16 protein-coding genes and 1 tRNA gene are annotated in these 21,587 nt (G+C 62.8%); 5 read left to right on the forward strand and 12 right to left on the reverse strand.

Annotated elements, in window-relative coordinates; translation table 11 throughout:
• Nucleotides 1-106: 106 nt before the first annotated feature.
• Nucleotides 107-4,999 (forward strand): NAD-glutamate dehydrogenase, encoded by a 4,893-nt coding sequence (locus tag CW354_RS19525; protein WP_104831730.1) that lies wholly within the window; start codon nucleotides 107-109, stop codon nucleotides 4,997-4,999.
• Between the two features lie 105 nt (nucleotides 5,000-5,104).
• Here CW354_RS19525 and purH read toward each other — a convergent pair whose 3' ends face one another.
• From purH to CW354_RS19550, 5 genes are all read right to left on the reverse strand, one after another.
• Nucleotides 5,105-6,688, reverse strand: coding sequence for a bifunctional phosphoribosylaminoimidazolecarboxamide formyltransferase/IMP cyclohydrolase (purH, locus tag CW354_RS19530; protein WP_104831731.1), 1,584 nt, complete (start codon nucleotides 6,686-6,688; stop codon nucleotides 5,105-5,107).
• 72 nt (nucleotides 6,689-6,760) lie between these two features.
• Nucleotides 6,761-7,948, reverse strand: a complete 1,188-nt coding sequence (locus CW354_RS19535) for a UDP-N-acetylglucosamine 4,6-dehydratase family protein (protein WP_165793845.1) — start codon at nucleotides 7,946-7,948, stop codon at nucleotides 6,761-6,763.
• 81 nt (nucleotides 7,949-8,029) lie between these two features.
• Nucleotides 8,030-9,670 carry a heparinase II/III family protein gene (locus tag CW354_RS19540; protein WP_165793846.1) on the reverse strand — a complete coding sequence of 547 codons (1,641 nt, stop codon included), beginning with the start codon at nucleotides 9,668-9,670 and terminating at the stop codon, nucleotides 8,030-8,032.
• Between the two features lie 5 nt (nucleotides 9,671-9,675).
• Nucleotides 9,676-10,338 (reverse strand): ribulose-phosphate 3-epimerase, encoded by a 663-nt coding sequence (rpe, locus tag CW354_RS19545; protein ID WP_104831734.1) that lies wholly within the window; start codon nucleotides 10,336-10,338, stop codon nucleotides 9,676-9,678.
• A 252-nt stretch (nucleotides 10,339-10,590) separates the two neighbouring features.
• Nucleotides 10,591-11,163: a hypothetical protein gene (locus CW354_RS19550; protein WP_104831735.1), complete on the reverse strand. Its 573-nt coding sequence runs from the start codon at nucleotides 11,161-11,163 to the stop codon at nucleotides 10,591-10,593.
• Between the two features lie 132 nt (nucleotides 11,164-11,295).
• On the opposite strand from CW354_RS19550, the gene CW354_RS19555 reads away from it, so the two are divergent.
• Nucleotides 11,296-12,342 (forward strand): aldo/keto reductase, encoded by a 1,047-nt coding sequence (locus CW354_RS19555; RefSeq protein WP_104831736.1) that lies wholly within the window; start codon nucleotides 11,296-11,298, stop codon nucleotides 12,340-12,342.
• A gap of 57 nt (nucleotides 12,343-12,399) precedes the next feature.
• Here the strand turns inward: CW354_RS19555 and folD are convergent, their stop codons facing one another.
• The 4 genes from folD to CW354_RS19575 form a co-directional block, all read right to left on the reverse strand.
• Nucleotides 12,400-13,278: a bifunctional methylenetetrahydrofolate dehydrogenase/methenyltetrahydrofolate cyclohydrolase FolD gene (folD, locus tag CW354_RS19560; protein WP_104831737.1), complete on the reverse strand. Its 879-nt coding sequence runs from the start codon at nucleotides 13,276-13,278 to the stop codon at nucleotides 12,400-12,402.
• Complete coding sequence (locus CW354_RS19565; RefSeq protein ID WP_104831738.1) at nucleotides 13,275-13,574, reverse strand: DUF167 domain-containing protein; 300 nt, start codon at nucleotides 13,572-13,574, stop codon at nucleotides 13,275-13,277. Before CW354_RS19565 ends, folD begins: the two co-directional genes overlap by 4 nt.
• Before the next feature lie 9 nt (nucleotides 13,575-13,583).
• Entirely contained in the window at nucleotides 13,584-13,886 is a 303-nt protein-coding gene (locus CW354_RS19570) for a YggT family protein (RefSeq protein ID WP_104831739.1), read from the reverse strand.
• 101 nt (nucleotides 13,887-13,987) lie between these two features.
• Nucleotides 13,988-14,398: a hypothetical protein gene (locus CW354_RS19575; protein ID WP_104831740.1), complete on the reverse strand. Its 411-nt coding sequence runs from the start codon at nucleotides 14,396-14,398 to the stop codon at nucleotides 13,988-13,990.
• A gap of 221 nt (nucleotides 14,399-14,619) precedes the next feature.
• Between CW354_RS19575 and CW354_RS19580 the strand changes: the two genes are divergently transcribed.
• The 3 genes from CW354_RS19580 (at nucleotide 14,620) to CW354_RS19595 (ending at nucleotide 18,328) form a co-directional block, all read left to right on the forward strand.
• A tRNA-Ala gene (locus CW354_RS19580) sits at nucleotides 14,620-14,695 on the forward strand.
• 507 nt (nucleotides 14,696-15,202) lie between these two features.
• Nucleotides 15,203-16,651 carry a coniferyl aldehyde dehydrogenase gene (locus CW354_RS19590; protein ID WP_104831742.1) on the forward strand — a complete coding sequence of 483 codons (1,449 nt, stop codon included), beginning with the start codon at nucleotides 15,203-15,205 and terminating at the stop codon, nucleotides 16,649-16,651.
• A gap of 78 nt (nucleotides 16,652-16,729) precedes the next feature.
• Nucleotides 16,730-18,328 (forward strand): GMC family oxidoreductase, encoded by a 1,599-nt coding sequence (locus CW354_RS19595; protein WP_104831743.1) that lies wholly within the window; start codon nucleotides 16,730-16,732, stop codon nucleotides 18,326-18,328.
• Here CW354_RS19595 and CW354_RS19600 read toward each other — a convergent pair.
• Genes CW354_RS19600 through CW354_RS19610 form a run of 3 tightly spaced genes read right to left on the reverse strand, consistent with a single transcriptional unit; the run spans nucleotide 18,325 to nucleotide 21,379 of the window.
• The gene (locus tag CW354_RS19600) at nucleotides 18,325-19,305 is read right to left on the reverse strand and encodes an alpha-L-glutamate ligase-like protein (protein WP_104831744.1); all 981 of its coding nucleotides are present in this window, start codon (nucleotides 19,303-19,305) and stop codon (nucleotides 18,325-18,327) included. The genes CW354_RS19595 and CW354_RS19600 overlap by 4 nt on opposite strands.
• 3 nt (nucleotides 19,306-19,308) lie before the next feature.
• Nucleotides 19,309-20,853, reverse strand: coding sequence for a UUP1 family membrane protein (locus CW354_RS19605; protein ID WP_104831745.1), 1,545 nt, complete (start codon nucleotides 20,851-20,853; stop codon nucleotides 19,309-19,311).
• Nucleotides 20,843-21,379, reverse strand: coding sequence for an ATP-dependent zinc protease family protein (locus CW354_RS19610; RefSeq protein ID WP_104831746.1), 537 nt, complete (start codon nucleotides 21,377-21,379; stop codon nucleotides 20,843-20,845). Before CW354_RS19610 ends, CW354_RS19605 begins: the two co-directional genes overlap by 11 nt.
• Nucleotides 21,380-21,587 lie beyond the last annotated feature (208 nt).

Genomic DNA, 21,587 nt, shown 5'->3' on the forward strand with positions numbered 1-21,587 from the left:
GCCCGGTCTTTCCGAGACCGGCGCATTTTCGTTGTGTTTCGTTAGACAATTTCAAAGTCTTCGCGTTATGACGCGCCAATAAACAAAGGACCGTAAAGGGAGCGATATGCCTGAGGGCTTCATCACCGACGTCGACAGTCAGATTCTGGACCAGGTCATTGCGCTCGCGCAAAAGAAAAAGGTCGGCGACGTTGACGAAAACGGCGCGCTGGCGCCCGCCTTCAAAAGCTATATCGAACAGCTGGTTCTTTACGCCACCGGCGAAGACCGGAACTGGAACGAGCCGCAATCGCTCCTCAATCGCGCCGCCGCCGCATGGAAGCACGGCGCTGTCCGCAAACCCGGCGAAAGCAATATCTCGCTGCGCCTGGAAGAAGGGAAAACCTGGTCGGACCGGCGCATGGTCCTCGACATCGTCACCGACGACAAACCCTTTCTCGTCGATTCCATTTCCGCCGCCCTCGCCGACGCCGGCAAGCCGGTGAGTTTTTTCTCCAACGCCGTCGTCGCCGTTGCGCGCAACGCCGCCGGCAAGCGCGACGCGGACGGCCAGGGGGCCCTGCGCGAATCCATGATCCATGTGGAGATGGACCCGCCGGTCATCGACAATGAAATCGAAGCCTTGCGCGACGAGATCAAAGCCGTCCTCAGCGACGTCGCTATTGCCGTCGAAGACTGGGAGCCTATGCGCGCGCGCCTCGGCTCGTGCATTGCGCAACTCGAACGCTCGCGCCTTCCCGGCGTCAAAGCCGACGAACAACGCGAGGCCGTTCAATTCCTGAAATGGCTCTGGGACAATCGTTTCGCTTTTCTCGGCGTCCGGCATTTCGACAAGGTGGGCGAAGGCGGAACGCTTCAACTCGAAGTCGATGCGGACAAGGACCTCGGCATTTTAAGAAACCCGGGCCGCAATGTCCTGATGTCGACCTTCCAGCCGGACGGCGATTTGTCGCCGGCGGTCGCCTCTTTTCTGGCGTCGAAAGAGCCCATCCTGATCGCCAAATCGAGCTCGAAATCGCTCACCCACCGGCGCGCCTATATGGATTACGTGGCGGTCAAAAGCTTCGCGCCCGATGGGACGGCGATCGGCGAAGAGCTGTTTGTCGGCCTTTTCACGGCCGAAGCCTATAACCGCCCGGCTTCCGACATTCCGCTGATCCGCGCCAAGCTCGACGCCGTGCTTGAGCGGACGGCTTTCACGCCCGGCGGCCATAATGAAAAAGCGCTGATCAACATCCTTGAATCCTGCCCGCGCGACGAGCTTTTCCAGGTCGACGTCGACACGCTGACTGAAATGGCGCTCGGCATTTTGCGTCTTTACAAGCGCCCGCGCGTGAAACTGTTCCTGCGCCGCGACCGGTTCGACCGGTTCGTCTCCGCCCTGCTCTATGTGCCGCGCGACCGCTTCAATTCCGATATTCGCGAACGCGCCGCCGATCTTCTGGCGGAAAGCTTCGACGGCAAGGTGATGTCCTTTGCGCCGTTCTTCGGCGACGCCGCGCTCGTGCGCGTGCACTTCATCATCGGCATCAAGCCCGGCGCGCCGCAAGGGCCGGGCGTCCAGGAACTGACCCGCCAGATGCGCGAAATCTGCCGCACCTGGACGGACGGCCTGCTCGAGGCCATGCGCGAAGCCCATGACGGCGCGACGCCCGCGGCGCTTTACGCAAAATATGAAAAAGCGTTCGACGCCGGCTATCGCGAACGCACGCCGGCCGAAGAAACCCTCTCCGACATCGCCGCTCTCGAACAACTCGACGCCGATCCCATGGTGGTGCGCGCCTATCGCAAACCTGGCGACGGCGAGAAATCCGTGCGCATCAAAATCTACAAACGCGGCGAGCCGATGTCGTTGTCGAAACTTATTCCGACGATTGAAAATCTGGGGCTCAGCGTCCTGCAGGAGGCGAGTTATCAGGTTTCGCCTTTCGGCGGCGGCAAGGAATCTTTCTGGATCCACGATTTCAACACGGAACAGACAAGCGGTCAGCCGATTACGCTTCCCGACGTCAAGGAAGCTTTTGAGGAAACCATTCTCGCCGTGGTCGAAGGCCGCACGGAAGACGACGGCTTCAACGAGCTGGTGCTCACCGCCGGCGTCAACTGGCGCGAGGCCTGGCTCCTGCGCGCCGCGGCGAAACATCATTTACAATCCGGATTCGCCTATTCGCAGGCCTATATCCAGGAAGCGCTGGCCAACCATCCGGCGATTGCGCGCAAACTCGTCGCTGCTTTCCACGCCCGTTTCAATCCGGAAGGCCCGTCCAACGCCGATGCGCGCATCAAGGACGTCGAAAAAGCCGACAACGCCGTGCGCGAAGCCCTGGACGACGTGGCGAGCCTCGACCAGGACCGCATCATCAGCCGGTTTCTCAACCTTTTCTGCGCCATCACCCGCACCAATTACTATCAACGGGAAAAAGACGGTTCGGTCAAAACCTATATCTCCTTCAAGATCGACAGCTCGAAACTTGCGGAGCTTCCCGAACCCAAGCCTTATCGCGAGATTTTCGTCTCCGGCCCGCGCGTCGACGGCGTGCACTTGCGCTTCGGGCCGGTGGCGCGCGGCGGGCTTCGCTGGTCCGACCGGCGCGAAGATTTCCGCACGGAAGTTCTCGGCCTCGTCAAGGCGCAGCGCGTGAAGAATGCGGTGATCGTGCCCACGGGCTCGAAGGGCGGCTTTTATCCGAAACAGCTTCCGGCGTCGGGCGACCGCACCGCCGTTTATGAAGAAGGCCGCGAAGCCTACAAGATTTTCATTCGCGGGCTTCTCGACCTCACCGACAATATCGTGAAAGGCGAGCCCAAAACGCCGGCGAAAATCGTCCGGTGGGACGATCCCGACGCCTATCTCGTCGTCGCCGCCGACAAGGGCACGGCGGCCTTTTCCGACACGGCCAATGCGATTTCCAAGGAATACGGCTTCTGGCTCGGCGACGCGTTCGCGTCCGGCGGTTCGGCCGGCTACGACCACAAGGTCATGGGCATCACCGCCCGCGGCGCCTGGGAGGCGGTGAAGCGCCATTTCCGCGAGATGGGCAAGGACATCCAGACCGAGCCTTTCACCGCCGCCGGCGTCGGCGACATGTCCGGCGATGTTTTCGGCAATGGCATGCTGCTTTCAGAGCAGACCAAGCTCGTCGCCGCTTTCGACCACCGCGACATCTTCATCGACCCCGATCCCGACCCGGCGAAAACCTGGAAAGAGCGCAAGCGCCTTTTCGACCTGCCGCGTTCGTCCTGGGCCGATTACGACAAGAAGCTCATTTCCAAGGGCGGCGGCGTCTTTTCGCGCAACGCCAAGTCGATCGCGGTAACGCCGGAAATGCGCGCCCTGCTCGACATCACCGACAAGACCATGACGCCTGCGGAGCTCATCCAGGCGATCTTGAAAGCGCCGGTGGAGCTGTTCTGGCTCGGCGGCATCGGCACTTATTTCAAGGCCGAAGATGAAGAGAACTGGCGCGTCGGCGACCGCACCAATGACGCGGTGCGCGTCAATGCAAGCGAGACCCGCGCGAAAGTCATCGGCGAAGGCGCCAATCTCGGCCTCACCCAGCTCGCCCGCATCGAATATGCGCGAGGCGGCGGGCGCATCAACACCGACGCCATCGACAACTCGGCGGGCGTCGATTCCTCCGACCATGAAGTCAACATCAAGATCCTGCTCTCCGGCGCCATCGAGCATGGCGAATTGAAGCGCGAAGACCGCGACCCCCTGCTCGCCTCCATGACCGACGACGTGGCCGAGCATGTCCTGCGTCACAATTACGACCAGACCCGCGCCGTCACCCAGATGGAAATGACGGCGCCGGCCGAGCTCGACATCTATGCCCGCTTCATGTCGACGCTCGAACGCGAAGGCCGGCTCGACCGGGCGATCGAATATCTTCCCGATACGGAAGAGCTCGCCCATATGCGCCAGCACGGGCTCGGGCCGACGCGGCCCGATCTCGCCGTCCTTCTGGCCTATGCGAAAATGTGGCTGTTCGACGAGATCGTGGAGTCGCAAACCCCGGACGATCCGTTGTTCGAAGGCGAACTCTTCGCCTATTTCCCCGACGCGCTGCATCAGTTCAATCATTCAGTGGTGAGCCACCAGCTGCGCCGCGAAATTATCGCCACGCGCCTGTCGAATGAAATCGTCGACACCTGCGGCGTCAGCTTCGTGCAGCGTGCGGCCGAGACGAGCGGCGTCGATTTCGCGACCATCACGCTCGCCTATGAGGCCGTGCGGCGGATTTACAATCTCAACGACTTCGCCGCCGCGGTCGACGCTCTCGACAACCAGGCGCCGGCCTCCCTGCAGACGGCGCTTTATCTCGAAGCCTCGCGGCTCTTGAGCGGGCAGACTTTCCACCTTCTCGGCGACGCCAAGGCGCGCGACACGCTTACGAGCCGCGGCCTCAAAGCCATGATCGAGCAATATCAGGCCCCGGTGGCGGAATTCAAAACCGCCCTGCCCGACATCCTGCCGGCCGAAGACGCCGGCGCGCTCGAAGAGCGCCGTCAGGGCTGGATCGCGGAAAAAGCGCCGGAAGACATCGCCCGCCTCGCCGCGTCGATCCCGGCGCTCGAATTCGCTTTCGACATCGTCAATCTGGCGCGCGAGACCGGCTGGTCGAATCCCGGCGTCGGCGGCGTCTTTTTCGCGGTCGGACGCCTCTTCAATATCGACGCCATGCGCGACAAAGCGCGGGCCGAACCGCCCGCCGATCATTTCGACAAGATCGCGCTGCGCCAGATCATCGAGGAGCTGACGGCGCGCCAGCGGCTGCTGACGGCCCGAGTGATCGCCGCCGCCGGCGCCGAGCCCAAGGGCGCTGCGGCGAAATGGACGCAAAAGGTCATCGACAAATGGCGGTCCGGCGCGGAAGACGCAATCGCGCTCTACAATGCAACCACCGACGAACTCGATCTCTCAGGTCCCGTCAGCGTCGGCAAGTTCACGCTCTTCATCCGCCAGCTCGACGCGCTGGCGGAGGATACGGCGGTGTAAACTGACAGACTCGACAAGGGTCTCTTTTTTCCACCTCCCCTTTTCAAGGGGAGGGAATTTCATCTCGCTCGTGGAGAGGCTTCCCGCAAAATAAGATGAAACTCTTTAATGCCGGAAATGCCGGACGCCGGTGAAGACCATGGCGAGGCCGGCCTCGTCCGCCGCATTGATGACGTCGTCATCGCGCATGGAGCCGCCCGGCTGGATGACCGCCGTCGCGCCCGCCTCAGCCGCTGACAGCAACCCGTCCGCAAAGGGAAAGAACGCGTCCGAGGCGACGACCGAGCCTTTGGCGAGCGGCGCGCCCGCGCCGCAGGCTTTCGCTGCGTCTTCGGATTTCCGCGCCGCGATGCGGCTTGAATCGAGCCGGCTCATCTGTCCCGCGCCGATCCCGACCGTGGCGCCGTCTTTGGCGTAGACGATAGCGTTCGATTTCACATGTTTCGCCACCTTGAACGCAAACAGCATGTCGGCAAGTTCGGCGTCCGTGGGCTGGCGCTTGGTGACGACTTTCAAATCTTCGGGCCGCGTGATTTTTGCGTCGCGCGACTGCAACAGGAACCCGCCGGCGAGCGGTTTGATCGTCATGCCAGGCGCTTGCGGATCGGGAACGCCGCCCGCAATGAGGAGGCGCAGGTTTTTCTTTTTCGCAAAAACTTGCTTAGCCGCCTCGTCCGCATCCGGCGCAATGACGACTTCGGTGAAGGTCTCGACGATTTTTTCCGCGACCGGCCCGGTGAGTTTCTGATTGAGCGCGACAATGCCGCCAAAGGCCGACACCGGATCGCAGCGAAGCGCGGCGAGGTAAGCCTCAAGCATGTCCTCACCCGCCGCAACGCCGCAAGGATTGGCGTGCTTGATGATCGCCACCGCGGGTTTTTCGGTTCCGAACTCCGCAATCAGCTCATAAGCCGCGTCGGTGTCGTTCAGGTTGTTGTAGGAAAGCTCTTTGCCTTGCGCCTGTTCCGCCGTCGCCACGCCCGGACGCTTGCCGCCTGTGCGGTAAAAGGCGGCTTCCTGATGCGGGTTTTCGCCGTAACGCAGGACCGCGTCGAGCTTGCCCGCAAGCGTATAATCCTTTGGAAAGGTTTCGCCGTTCTGCTGCGCGAACCAGCGCGAAATGGCGGAGTCGTAAGAGGCGGTTTTGGCGAAGGCCTTTGCGGCGAGGCGTTTTTTGGTTTCGTCTTTCAAGGCGCCGTCGCCTTCGACTTCGCCGAGCACGGTTTCGTAATCGGCGGGGTCGGTGACGACGCCGACAAAGCGATGGTTCTTCGCCGCGGCGCGGATCATCGCCGGCCCGCCAATGTCGATATTCTCAATGCAGTCTTCGAAGCCGGCGCCTTTCGCGACCGTTTCCTCAAACGGATAGAGATTGACCACCAGAAGTTCGATGCCGGCGATGTCGTGATCGCGCATGGATTTAAGGTGCCCCTCATCGTCGCGCAGCGCCAACAAGCCGCCATGAATGCGCGGATGCAGGGTCTTGATCCGCCCGTCCATCATTTCGGGAAATTCGGTGACGTCGGACACGTCGCTCACCGTCAGCCCCGCCTCGCGCAAGGCCCGCGCCGTGCCGCCGGTGGAGACCAGATCGACGCCCGCCGCGGCGAGGCGTCTGGCGAAATCGACAATGCCGGTCTTGTCGGAAACGGAAATCAGCGCCCGCTTGACGGGGCTCGCGTCAGCCATTGGAAAATCCCTTTTTTCGAATGGCGCCGGATTACCGCTCCAGCCCTATGAGGGCAAGGCGCCGCGCTGGAATTACCGATTCGACTGGTTCGGCGCGCGGGCGGCGTCTTTATGGGCGACGAATTCCGGCACCAGATGGTGCACCGCCTCATCGAGGACGCCCTGTTCGCCGCTCTGGGCCGCCTCGATGACGTCCGACAGGCGGGGATTGAGAAGCGGCAGGTCGATCATCGCCGGCGAGGCCAGGAGCACGCCTTCCGCGCCGGTTTTGATCAGCGCATCGCTATCGAGGAAGATTTCCTCGAACAGCTTCTCGCCGGGGCGAAGCCCCGTAAACTTGATCTCGATGTCCTTGCCGGGATTGAGGCCGTAAGCCTCGATCATGCGTTTGGCGAAATCGAGGATTTTCACCGGATCGCCCATATCGAGAACGAAGACGCGCCCGTCATGGGTGACGATAGTCTCCTCCGCGACGTCGAGGCTCGCCGCGAGCAGGACAAGCTGCACTGCTTCGCGGGTCGTCATGAAATAGCGGATGATCTCGGGATGAGTGACCGTCACCGGCCCGCCATTCTCGATCTGGCGGCGGAACAGCGGCACCACCGAGCCGGTGGAGCCCAGCACATTGCCGAAGCGCACGGTGACGAAGCGCGTTTCGTTTTGCGCAACGTCGAGCGCCTGGGCGTAAAGTTCCGCGATGCGTTTCGTCGCGCCCATGAAGCTTGTGGGGTTCACCGCCTTATCGGTGGAGATGAACACCACCGAGTCCGCCTCATGTTCGATGGCGGCGTCGAAGACAGTCTTGGCGCCGAGCACATTGGTCATCGCGCCGGCGCAGCGGTTCTCCTCGACGATCGGCACATGTTTGAACGCCGCCGCATGCAGAACGACATCCGGCATGGCGCGGTCGAAGACGCGGTTCAAATGCTCCTTGCGGCACACATCGGTGAGATCGGACGCGATGACGCCGCCATGACCCGCCTCTTTCAGTTCGAGATCGATCTGATAAAGCGCGAATTCCGCGTTATCGACCAGGGTCAGATGGGCGGGATCGAAAGAAACGATCTGGCGGCAGAGCTCGGAGCCGATCGTCCCGCCGGCGCCGGTGACGAGAACGCTCTTTCCCGCAACCATCTTGCGGGCCGCGCGCAAATCGATCTTGCGCGGCGCCCGGGGAAGCAAGGCCGCCGGATCGATATCCGAGGCGCGCCGGCCGGTTTTCGCGCCGCGCGCCATCATGCGCTGAAATTTTTCGATCATCCCCGACATCCGACGCCGCCGCTCCGCTTGTCTTATTAATGCACACTGGCGGCGTTCGCGCCAGTCATCAGTCCTGGAGCGCTAGACAGCGTCAAGCCGCGCCAGCGCCCATTTTACATTGATCGCCGTATCCTCGCGCCGTGCATAAGCATCGGCGCGGATGACAATTTGTTCAGATGCGGCGGGCGCGCCGCCGCCGCCGCCGCCGCAATAAACGCTCTTTTCGAGCGACAATTCGGGGCAGTTCGATTTGAAGCGCCAGCCCTCCTTGTTGGGCAGCAGCAGGATCACGGATTTCTTATCGCGGGCGAGCGAGGCCCGCGCACCCGGATGCAGGTGAAACCGCCAGACCGCCCGGTCGATCTCGCCGGGCGCAAGGCCGGCCAGCATCTCCTCGCCGCGTAAGTCCGCCCCGCCCGGGGACAGGAAGAGCCGGCGCAGGTAAGACGCGCCTTCCGGATTGACGGTGACGAGACGGCGCTCGAATTCGAGAAGATGGCCCGCCGTCTCCTCGCCGCGGCGATGGGTGATGTCGCCAAAGGCCGGCTGCGGGCCGCCATCGAGAAAGGAAAGTCCGGAATGGGCGCTGCGCTGTTCCAGCGCTCTTTTCCATTCATAGCCGCGATGCGCGCCCGAGCCGCAATTGACGAGAATACGCGAGCGGCCCGAGGAGAAATGCAACGAGCCGGCGCTTTTGTAAGCGACGGCGTTGTCGTCCGCCGTGTCGACAATCAGGAGCGCGCGGGCGGCGGTCAGTTTGTGATAGCCGGAATGGCGCGCGAATTCCGACGGCGCAATATCCGCGCCCGATCCAGTCTGAACGGCGATGATGGCTTTGGCGTCGTCTTCATAGCCGCCATTGAAAACCGCAAGCTTGCCGTCGGGCGTGCGGAAGAACGCCGCCATGGCGCTCGCCCGCTGCACCTGGTGGCGCAGGAACCCCGGCGGCTGAAAGCCGCGCGCCTCGATGACTTTCAAGAGCGCCTGCAATCGCAGAGCGAGCTTCAACTGCCGCGACGGATTGCGGCTCACATGGCCGCCATCGGGACGCAGCTGCAAACGCAATTCGCGGCGCGCCATTTCCAGCCCGCGTTCGGCGGGGCCTTCGCAACCCGGCAGGGAATAACCCGCAACGCCGAGCCCGAGCGAGGTCATCAGCCGGTCGAAGCCGGTGGCGGCCCGCGGCGCGGCGCGTGCGAGATGGCGGGTCTGGCGCGCCATGCAGGCGAGCACGCGGCTGCGCCACATGGCGTCGGTTCCCGCAAGCAGGAGCGGATAATGCGAACAAAGCTGCACCAGCCGTTCGGCGACGAAATAAGGCTCCCAGCTTTCCGAGGACCAGCGCTCATAGCGGTCGAGCCAGGCGCGCATCAGCGTGCGCGCCGGCGCCTTGCCGTCATCGCCGAGCGCCGCGAGATGCCTTAGCCAGGAAAATTCCTGCAAATAGGCGAACAAGGCGCCGTCCGGCGCCGCCAGATCCCAGAGCTTTTCAAGCTCGCCTTCGCAATCGGCCTGTTCTTCGCCGACGACGATGCGCCCGCGCGCCAGCGCCGTCGCCAGCGTCTTATCCGGCGCATACGGATCATCGGGCTGGAAGAGCAGACGGTCCGGCGCCGGGCCTTTCAACTGCGCCTGATAAAACGGGCTTTCGCCCCAGACCTTTCGCATGCGCGCCAGCACATCGCGAGAGCCATTGCCGGAATGTCGCGCCGTTCGCGCCATGTCCATCACGCCCCCGGCCGCAAGGCGGCGATATTCGCCGCGTAAGCGTCTTCACCGCCGCGGAAGACCGCCGAGCCGGCGACCAGGACATCGGCGCCGGCGCTGATGACCTTCGGCGCGGTGTCGGCGTTCACGCCGCCGTCGACTTCGAGATGTATGTCGCGGCCCGTCCGGTCGATCATCTTCCGGACCGCTTCGATCTTGCGAAGCTGGGAGGAGATGAAGGACTGGCCGCCGAAGCCGGGATTGACCGACATGACGAGCACCAGATCGAGATCGTCGATCACCGGCTCGATGACGCTCGCCGGCGTCGCCGGATTGAGCGCGGCGCCGGCCTTGACGCCCGCCGCCTTGATCGCCTGAAGGGTGCGGTGAAGATGCGCGCCAGCCTCCGGATGGACGGTGAGAATGTTCGCCCCCGCCGCCGCAAACTCGTCGATATAAGGGTCGACCGGGGAGATCATCAGATGCACGTCGAAAGGCAGGTCCGTCGCCGAACGGATCGCCTTCACGACCATGGGGCCGATGGTGAGGTTCGGCACGAAATGCCCGTCCATCACATCGACATGGATGAAATCCGCCCCGGCGGCGGCGACAGCGGCGATTTCGGCCCCGAGACGGGCGAAGTCGGCGGACAGAATGGAGGGGGCGATCAGAACGCGGCTCATGGAAAGGAGGTATCGTGATGCGCCTCGCCCGCGCAATAAAAATAGCCCCCAAGATTTCCCCGCAATGCAAAAAACCCCGCCATTCTGGCGGGGTTTTTCAGGGGGGTGGTGCGTGCAAGAGCGTCAGGGACGTACGCTAGAGAAAGCTGCGTGCTGTTGCGCCAACGCTGATGGGGAAATTTTTAGGCGCGGAATGGGGCGAAAGTAAGACAAAAAACCCGTCAAATTTGTCCAAAATGTTGTTTTTACTGGTTAATTTTCGTTAGCTTTAACAACATCCGGCTTCGCCTTTACCCTGACGGGGTTAAAGGCGCGTTTGGTTTTCCACAGCCCGTAAAGCCCCGCCCCGGCCAGCGCCGCGCCGGAAAGGAGGCCGGCGATCCATTCGACGTCGTAAAGCCCCGCGCCGGTGAGCGCGAAGAGCGCGAGACCGAAAAGCATGGCCAGAAACCGCAGCGGCGAGGAAACCGCCCGGCCCACGGATTTGACGGCGACGGAGGCCCCGGTCGCGGCGGCGCGGGCAGTTTTGACGGCGCTTTCCGTCACAAACTCGCCCACCCGGCGCGCGCCGATGAGCTTTACGAGCCCGGCGAGCGAGGCCGCCGCAGCGGCGAGCAGGGCCCATTTCTTGGGGCCCGTTTTCTGAGCTTGGGAGGCCTCGTCGGCGTGATCCGCTGCATGGGCGAGCGGCGCCTCGACGGCGACCGTCGCTGGATGCGCCGCCGGGTCGATATCGCGCGCCCCCGCCGGCGACAGCGCTGCAGACGCCGCGATGACCGAAACAGCCGCCATCATGGCGGCCTTGCCCTTGCCGATTTTCAACATTCCGTCCTCCGGATAATTTGTGATTATAGATGGGGGCTCGCGAGGGCGCTTTCAACATGGTGACGCTTCCCCTGCGGCGTCGCTATGCCCGTTTTCTCAAGCGAAAATGCGACGCAGAAAAAGAGGATAGTCATGGAAAAACGACGTCTTGGCCGCACGGAATTGGAAGTTCCCGCGCTCTGCCTCGGAACCATGATGTATGGCGACCAGATCAGCGGGGACGACGCCGTCCTGCAGATGGATGCGTGTTTCGACCGGGGGATCAATTTTCTCGACACGGCGGAGATGTACACCGTGCCGCCGAAGCCGGAGACGCAAGGCGAGTCCGAACGCATTGTCGGGCGCTGGCTCGCGGCGCGCAAAAACCGCGACAAAATCATCCTCGCAACCAAGGTCGCAGGCCGCTCTCCCGCCGCCTATATGCGGCCCGAAGGCGGCGAAACGCGCCTCACGCCCGACCAGATCCGGTTCGCCATCGAGCGCAGCCTGAAAAATCTGCAGACGGATTATGTTGACCTTTATCAGCTCCACTGGCCGGACCGCCCCGTGCAGCTCTTCGGCGCCGCGCGCGCGGGCTATGTCTATTCCGGCGAGAAAGGCGTTCCCATCGAAGAAACCCTCGGCGCGCTCGGCGATCTCGTGAAAGAAGGCAAGGTGCGCCATGTAGGCCTGTCGAATGAAACGCCCTATGGCGTCATGCGTTTTCTGGCGGCCGCGAAAGAGCTGGACCTGCCGCGCGTCGTCTCCATCCAGAACGCCTATAATTTCCTGAACCGCACTTTCGAGACGGGGCTCGCCGAAATCGCCATGGAAGAACAGGTCGGCCTCCTCGCCTATTCGCCCATCGCGCAGGGCGTGCTCACCGGAAAATATCTCGACGGGAAGAATCCGGCGGGCTCGCGCAAGGCCCTGTTCGACCGGGTTCAGCGTTACGAAACGCCCGGCGCGGATGAGGCGGTTCGCGGCTATGTGGCGCTCGCCGAAAAATTCGGCGTCGATCCCGCCGCCTTCGCCATGGCTTTCGTAACGAGCCGGCCTTTCGTCACCTCGAATATTTTCGGGGCGCGCACTCTCGACCAGCTCGAAACGATCTTCGCCTCGCTCAATGTCGAATGGACGCAGGACATGGAAAACGCCGTGAACGAGCTGCACGGGCGCAAGCAGAACCCCTGCCCCTGATCGAACGCCCTGCGCTCGTTAATGAAAGCGCTGCAGACGGAGGAATTTGCGGAGAGCCTAAACCTCGACCGCGCCGAGCCCGCGCCGCCGCGCGGCGGCGAGCACCGTGTTGCGCAACAGGCAGGCGATGGTCATGGGCCCGACGCCGCCCGGCACCGGCGTGATGGCGGCGGCGGCGTCTTTCGCCGCGCCATAGTCAACGTCGCCCACAAGGCGTTTCTTGCCGTCTTCCTCGATGCGGTTAATGCCCACATCGATGACGATGGCGCCCTTTTTCACCCAGTCGCCCTTGATGAGGCGCGGAATGCCCACCGCTGCGCAGAGAATGTCCGCTTCGCGGCAGACAGCGGCGAGATCTTTCGTGCGCGAATGCGCCATGGTGACGGTGCAGTTCTCGGCAAGCAGCAGCATGGCGAGCGGCTTGCCCACCAGGATGGAGCGCCCGACGACCACCGCCTTCAGACCCGACAGATTCTCCTTCACGGTCTTCGCAAGAATGACCGAGCCCTGCGGCGTGCATGGGACAAGACCGTCCTTGCCGAGCATGAGCCGTCCGGCGTTCACCTCGGTCAGCCCGTCCACATCTTTGTCCGGGTGAATCTCGTTAAGAACACGGTCGGAAGAGATGTGCTTGGGCAGCGGCAGCTGCACGAGAATACCGTCCACCTCCGGATCTTCGTTGAGGTTCCTCACCAGCGCGACAACGTCTTCTTCGCGCGTCGTTTCCGGCAGCTTGTGTTCGATGGAGCGCATGCCGGACTTTTCCGTCGCTGTATGTTTGTTGCGCACATAGACTTGGCTCGCCGGGTCCTCGCCCACGAGCACCACCGCCAGCGCCGGCTGCACATTGTGCTCTTCTTTGATCTTCGCGACGGCCTGCGCCACTTTCTCGCGCAGATCGGCGGCGACGGCTTTTCCGTCGATAACAGTCGTCATTTTCGCTCTCCTAACAACTCTTCGAACCGCCGCTTTAATGAGGCTTCATCCGGCCCGTTCAATGTCACGGTTTTCAGCCGGTTTTTCGCGCCGGACGTTACAGAGACGGCGGATTTCGACAAGCCGAAAGCGGAAGCAAGTAGCAACTCGATGGCCTTGTTGGCGCGCCCGCTGTCCGGCGGGGCCGTCACTTTCACGATGAGCCGCGCGGCGCCGTCGGGGCCGGTCCACGCCCCGCCCGCGGCGTTCTTCGACGCGCCGGGCGTCGCGCGCACCGCAATGGCGACGGACGCCATGGCCGCGCCTTAAAGGCCGGAGGAGATCATCGGACTGAAGACATACGTATTAAGGCCGATCTGCACCGCCCGAACAAGGATCAGAACGATGATCGGCGAGATGTCGATGCCGCCCATGGCGGGCAGCATGTTGCGCACGGGCCGCAGCAGCGGCTCGGTCAGCGACACGCCGGTGCGGTAGATCATGTCGACAAACTGGTTATGGCGATTGACCACGTTGAAGCTGATCAACAGGCTCAAAATAATCGTCACGAACAGGACCAGCACATAGAGATTGATGAGCGCGTTGACGATATAGGCGATCATGGCCATGGGCGGACGATCCTTCCGTTCGGGCCTTTTTTCCGGAGCGGCGCAAGGCGTTTAGAGCAACCCGGCATGTAAGGCGCGTCGCCCCAGGGCGCAACCGCGCCCTATTCTCCGGCCCCTTCATCCACGGGCCGGCGCAGGCACAGGAGCGGGCTCGCAATGCCCCCGACCCGCACGAAGCCGACGCCCTCGGCCTCGATGATCAAAAGCGAGACATCCGCCGTAAAGCCGCCCTCCGGCGGGCTCGAGAACGGGACGTCGTCCGCCGCCCAGAGGAGCCGCCCGCCAACATCGGCCGTCTGCGCCTCGCCCTCCCAGCAGCCCGAATAAGCGCAGACCGAGAATTCGCCGCTGCGCCGGGCGGCGATGGCCATGGGCGTCGTTTCCGCCTCGGGCCGGGCGGCGCAACTGTCCACCGCGCACCAGACCTCGATATCGTTGGAGCAGGCCCAGAGATCCGGCGGAATTTCCGATTTCGAGGCGGAAAGAAGCGCGGCGAGAAGCAGCATCAGCATGGGCGAAGCCCTTTCCTTGGCGACGCCTCAAGTTTACGCCGGAACCGGCCCGCGGGCCAGCGCCGGGCGGGCCTCAATCAAGCCGCCAAAGGGCCGCCAACGGGCCAATTGACATTCCGCCCCGCCAAGCCGTAAGACGCCGCTTCCCAAATGGGGCCGCGCCCTTTTTCAAGACGCCGCCCCTTCCCGGCCATGACTTCTGGCTAGGGGATCCCTGGATCGGGGCTGTAGCTCAGTTGGGAGAGCGCGTCGTTCGCAATGACGAGGTCAGGGGTTCGATTCCCCTCAGCTCCACCAGCCTTCGCCGCTTATCGAGCGAAGCGAGATTAGCAAGAAGGCTGTCGCGCCGCAGTTCCGAAGGAACGAAGGCGGACTGATCGCGGCTAGGGCCAGGCGAGCCATCCGTTCGATATTCCTGCTTCCAGCGCCACCATCATATCGCTCGCGGACGATCGCTTCGCGACGTCCTCCGCGGGGGCGGGCAGACCGCCCGGCGGCCGGTCGGCTGCTTGTGCAACCCGGTTTAATCTTTCTTCGTCCAGCTCCGTCAGCCGTCTTCGCTGATTTTGCTGGAGGCGAAATTTAGCTTCGGCGCGACGAGCCGAAGCGTCACGAAGCGTGATGGCGCGCCACAGTGAAACGAAGACGGGGTGAAACGAAGGCGGGCGAACGCGTTGCCGCCGCCTTTCCTCCTTACACGCATGAATATCACGTGATTTCGCGGTTTCCGGAAAGGCGCCCGGGCGGCTGGACAGACCTTCCCGATCATCTACAATCCGCTCCAAACTCTCCCGAGGAGGCCCCATGGCCGCAGACGCCGCCCACACCCCGTCAGAAGGCCGGACCGACGGCGAGCGCGAACTCGCCCGTCTCTTCGCGCTGCAAAAAGAGGCTTACGCTGCCGCGCCCTTTCCCTCCTATGAGGAGCGAATCGCCAATCTCAACCGCATCATCCGGCTGACGGAGGCCAATGAAGACGCCTTTATCGAGGCGATCAACGCGGATTTCGGCAATCGCGCCCGCCAGGAAACGGTCATCGCCGAAATCGTCGTCACGGTCTCCGGCGCGAAGCTGACGAAAAAGAACCTCAAAAAATGGATGCAGCCGCGGGGCGCGCCGACGCCCCTGCACATGCTTCCCGCGCGCAGCCGCATCGAGCCGCAGCCCTTGGGCGTCGTCGGAATCATCTCGCCCTGGAATTACCCCTTGCAGCTTGCGCTCGCCCCCGCCATCGCCGCCCTCGCCGCTGGCAATCGCGTTTTGATCAAGCCGAGCGAGCTGACCCCGCACCTTGCCGAAACCCTCAAAGCCGCCATTGCGTCGGAATTCGACGAAAGCGTGTGCGCCGTCGTCACCGGCGGGGTCGAGACAGGCCAGGCTTTCACCGAAACGCCCTTCGATCATCTTCTCTTCACCGGCTCGACCGCCGTGGGCAAGCGCGTCGCTGAGGCCGCTGCAAAGAACCTGACGCCCGTGACGCTCGAACTCGGCGGCAAATCTCCGGCGATCATCGATGAGAGCGCCGATATCGAGACCGCCGCGCGCTCCATCGCCCATGGCAAGATGCTGAACGCCGGCCAGACCTGCGTCGCGCCGGATTATGTCCTGGCGCCGCGCGACAAGGTCGACGCGACAGTGGACGCCATCGCCGCGGCGGCGCGGAAAATGTTCCCCGCCATCGACACCACGCATGATTACACCTCGATCATCTCCGACCGGCATTTCGCGCGGCTGAAATCCCTCGTCGAGGAAGCGCGCGACCGCGGCGCGAAAATCGTCGAGATCGGCTCTTCAAACGCGCTCTACCCGCAACGAAAGCTGCCGCTCACCATGATCGTCGATCCCCCGGCCGACGCCGCCGTGATGAAAGAAGAGATTTTCGGGCCCGTCCTGCCGGTCCTGCCCATCGGTTCAACGGATGAGGCCATCGCTTATGTGAATAAGGGCGACCGCCCGCTGGCGCTCTACTGGTATGGCGAAAGTGATGCGGCGCGCGACAAGGTGCTTGAAAAGACCGTTTCCGGCGGGGTCACCGTCAATGACGCGCTCTGGCACGTGGCGCAGGAAAACCTGCCCTTCGGCGGCGTCGGCAAGAGCGGCATCGGCGCTTATCACGGCGAGACCGGCTTCAACACCTTCTCGCATCTAAAACCGGTCTTCTATCAAAGCCGGTTTGCAAGCAGCGCCTTGCTGCACCCGCCCTATACGGCGAAGACCGATAAAATCATCTCCTTTGTGCGCAAAATCCTTTAAACGGCGCGGGCGCCAGCCCTATGCTTCGCAAAAACGCGTACAAGATGCGCGCCGAATAAAAACAAAAAGGGTGGAAGCATGAGGGAAAGCCTCGGCGAATTCGATTATGTCATCGTTGGCGCGGGCTCGGCCGGCTGCACGCTGGCGGCGCGGCTGTCGGAAGATCCGGCCGTCACCGTCTGCGTCCTTGAAGCAGGCGGGCCGGACGACAATCCGCTCATTCACGCACCCATCGGATTCGCCTTTTTCGGCGAAAAGGCGCCCCTGAACTGGCGCTTCGACACCGTGCCGCAAAAGCACCTGAACGGACGCAACGGCCATCAGCCGCGCGGCAAAACGCTCGGCGGGTCAAGCTCCATCAACGCCATGATCTATATCCGCGGCTCTCGCGCCGATTACGACCGCTGGGCGGCCCATGGCGCTAACGGGTGGGCCTGGGACGACGTCCTGCCCTATTTCCTCAAAGCCGAAGACAATGAACGCGGCTCCGACGCCTATCACAGCGTCGGCGGACCTCTTTCGGTGTGCGATTTACGCTATAAAAATCCGTTATCGGATGTTTTTCTCGAAGCCGCATCTGAAATTCAACTGCCGTCCAATGCCGATTTTAACGCCGCCGCCCAGGAAGGCATAGGTTATTATCAGGTGACGCAGCGCGGCGGCCAGCGCTGTTCCGCCGCGCGGGCCTATCTGCATCCGGCGACGGAGCGGCCCAATGTCAACGTCGTGACGAACGCCCATACAGAACGCGTGACCTTCAACGGCAAGCGCGCATCCGGCGTTCAGGTCACGCAAAACGGCGCGAAGAAATTCGTTTCGGCGAAACGCGAAGTCATTCTTGCCGCCGGCGCCTTCCAGTCGCCGCAGATCTTGCAGCTTTCCGGCGTCGGCCCGGCGGCGCATCTGCGCGAGCACGGGATCGACGTGGTCGCCGACCGGGCGCAAGTCGGCGAAAACCTGCAGGACCATCTCGACTGGGCCGCGCTTTACAAGGCGAAGTCGGGCGACAGCATCGGCATGCATGTCGGCATGGCGATGCGCGCTTTGCCCGCCCTCAACGCTTACAGGAAGCGCCGCGAAGGCCCGTTCACCACCAACATCGCCGAAGCAGGCGGCTTTTTGAAAACCGACCATTCAGAGCCGGAACCCGACGTGCAGCTGCATTTCCTGCCCGCCATAGTGGACGATCATGGGCGCAAGAAACATCTCGGCGGCGGGATCTCCTGCCATGTCTGCGTCTTGCGCCCGAAATCACGCGGGACCGTGCGCCTCGCCTCTTCCGATCCGCTGGCGGCGCCGGCCATCGACCCGAATTTCCTTGACGACGAAGACGATTTGAAACGCCTCAAAAAAGGCGCGCGCATCGTCGAACGGATCTTCGACGCGCCGGCGATGAAAGCAATCCGGGGCAAGCGGCTTTATCTCGACGAACCGGCGGACGACGATGCGCTCGAAGCCGACATCCGCGCACGCTCGGACACCATCTATCACCCGGTGGGGACCTGCCGCATGGGCTCGGACACCGAGGCCGTCGTCGATCCTGAATGCCGCGTCAACGGCGTCGAAGGGCTTCGCGTCATCGACGCGTCCGTGATGCCGTTCCTAGTTTCAGGAAACACCAACGCCCCGACCATCATGATCGCCGAAAAAGCGGCGGACCTGATCAAGGCGACTTAAGAAACCGCCGGTTCGAGCTTGCCCGGCTTCACCGGCGCCGCATCGGACAGCGTTTTCGCAATCGCCACCCGCTCTTCGGGCGTGCGCGCCTCATCGCCGAGCGCCATCGCTTTCTCAAGTACGAAGCGCATTCCTTTTCGGTTGGCGATCTGGATCGAAATGCCTGGCCGGGCATTGAGCTCGAGAAGCAGCGGCCCCTTCTCGCGGTCGAGCACCACGTCGACGCCGATATAGCCAAGCTCCGTCACCTCATAAGATTTCGCCGCCATCAGGAGAATTTCGTCCCAGTAAGGCGTCTGGATGTCTTCGAGCGGATGGGCGGTGTCGGGATGTATCTCGACGAATTTGTCGTGCTGCATGGCCTGCATGGTCCGGCCCGTCGCCAGATCGATCCCGGCGCCGACGCCGCCCTTGTGCAGGTTCGCCTTGCCGTCGGATTCCGCGGTCGGCAGGCGCAGCATAGCGAAGACGGGAATGCCCTTGAGGACGATCAAGCGAATATCCGGCACGCCGCGGAACGACACCTTGCCGAAAACGTCGTCGAATTTCACGCGATATTCGATCAGCGCCCTGTCCGGCTGGCCGCCGAGGGAATACATCCCTGAAATCATGTTGTTGATCTGGAACTTCATGGCGTCGAGATCGATGCGCTTGCCGGACGACAGGCGCCAGCCGCCTTTCAAAGGCCCTTCGACGACGACGATGCCTTTTCCCTGCGAGCCCTGCGCCGGCTTGATGACGAAACCGTCCGGATGGCCGATGAACTCTTCAAGCCGCTTCATGTCGCGGGCGTTCTCGATGACGCCGTAAAGCGCCGGCGCCGGAATGCCCGCCGGTTCGACTAGCTGTTTGGTCAAGAGCTTGTCGTCGACGCGATTGAGAAACTTGCGGGGGTTGAGCGCGCTCACATAAGCGACATTGCGTTCATTGATGCCGATGACGCCGTTCGCCCTGAGCGCTTTAAAGGTCTTGAGCATGGCTTACCCCGCCAGCGCCTTGAAACGCCAGAGCTCGGACAGCCGAAGCCCCGTATAGCGCCCCATGAGAACGCAAAGCCCCATAAGCACGAGCAAGAGCTCGGGAAAACGGTACATCAGATATTCGATCTGCGGATTGGTCATGGCGAGATAGGTGAGCGCGGCGGCGCCGAGCGAGCCGAGACCCTGCTTGATCGCTTCGCCGGCGGAGCTTTCCTCCCAGACGATGGACATGCGCTCGATCGTCATGGTGAGGATCACCATGGGGAAGAGCGAAATCGAAAGCCCCATGGCCTGATTGGCGCCGGTCATCATCACCGCGAACACGGCCATGGTCATGACGATGAAAATCAGCACCACCGCCAGCCGCGGCACAAGCAATAATTGCAATCGCTCGAGATAAAACCGAAGCGCGAGCCCCAGCGCCACAAGCAGCGAGAACAGAAGAACGCCGTTCAACAAGGCCGTCTCGCGGAAGGCGATGCCGATCAGCACCGGCATGAAGGTGCCGAGGGTCGTGAAGCCGATGAACTGGCGCAGGAAAACAAGCAGGGTGATGCCCACGGGAATGGTGATCAGCACCTGATAGACAAGCTGCGTCGTCAGCGGCAGAGAACCGAAGCCGATGGACCGGCCGAACGCGCCGAGCGCGCCCGGCGCGTTTTCCGCGACGCCGGCGGCGGACGTCTCCTCCGACTTCAAGGCGATCTGAAAGTCGAGATTGTCGACCCCCGTCGCGTCAAGCAGCGGCTCCGGCCCGTACCAGATGGTGAAGAACCGCGCCGGCGCGCCGCCCGGAAAAAACCGGAAGTCCTCGCCGTCAACATAATATTCAAGCCAGCGCCGGGGATCGATGCGCCGGCTCGTCTCCGTCAGGTAGACGCCGCCGGCGATGCGCGCCGGAATGCCCTGCGAGTTCAAAAGCTGGCGCACGAGTTCCAGCCGCCCGGCGACGCCTGTGCTCTCATCGAGCAGGGCCGAGATTTCATCCGCATAAGGTTCGCCGCCGCTGCGTTCCTCAAAGGCTTCCGCAATCGCCAGATCGGCGAAGGAGCGTTCGTCGGCGGAGCGCTGGCGCAGATTGCCGGAAAGCACGATGAAGGCCTGGCGCTTGACCGGGTCGGCCTCGAACGGCGTCACCTGCGCGCTCGATTCCCGGAAGGACAGCGGCAACGGCGTCGACTGGGTCTCGCCCATGGTCTGCGCGGCGTAGCGCAGCACTTTCTTGTTCGCGGGATAGCGGTAGGTCCAGACCGCCTTGCGGTTGCGCGTTTCCGGTTCGCCCACAAGGCTGCGCCCGAAGGAGCCGTCATAAAACGCTTCCTGCAAAAAGGCGCGCCCGACATCGCTCGGCGGCAGAAAGGCTTCGATGCGGGCCGGCTGATTGCGCCCGTCGAATTCGATGTAAAGCTCGAAATTCCAGAGCGTCGCGCGTTCGCCCGGGGTCAGCGGATAATCGAGAAGCGCCGCCTTGATCAGGAAAACGGCAAGGCCGGCGGCGATCAGGGCGAAGCCCAAAATCACCGCCTGGCGGGCTTTAGTTTTCATCAGCGCGTTCGCATTCTTCTTCAGCCACGAAGGTCCGGCCGGAATCGACCAGCACCCGGTTGGCGAGGAATTCCCGTCCGATCAGAATATCGTATTCGAAATCCCCGCGGTCGGCGAGATTGAGCTCCGCCCGCCCCCAGCGCCCGCCGACGCAGAGCGGCAGATGGATGACCGGACGGCGGATCGTTCCGCCGGTCTTGGTCTTGATCCGGACGAAGCGGATGACGTTCTGGTCGTAGCGAATGGCGCGGCCGTCCTTGCCGATAAGCCGGAATTTCACCCAGTTATCGTTTTCGCCGCGTTTGTAGACTTTGACATTATAGGCGTGCACCGAGCTCGTATCCGCGCCGGTGTCGAGCTTGCCCTTCATCGCCAGCGCCTTGTTACCCACCGCCACATTCTCGATATAGCCGAGATTGATCGGCTCGCCGCGCCCGTCTTCGTCGGCGGCGCCCGCAAGCTGCGGCGCCAGCGCGACGGCAAGCCCGATCAGACCGCCAATCAAGCCCATGCGCAAAACCTTCATCAATCGCCTCCTGGAGCATCCCCGTCTTGGTTAAAACGGCGAGGGCATAGCAAAGCCCTTCATAAAGTAAACTGCGCCCCCGTGTACAATGGCCCGCGCGCGCCTTAACTAAAAGAAAGGCTGGCGCGCCTTACCATTATATGAGGGCGAGGCTACGCGGGATGGCCGGATTTTTGCTATATTGAGGCCGTAGTCGGCGGATATCGCC

Source organism: Hyphococcus luteus, assembly GCF_002943565.1.
Lineage (GTDB): Bacteria > Pseudomonadota > Alphaproteobacteria > Caulobacterales > Parvularculaceae > Hyphococcus > Hyphococcus luteus.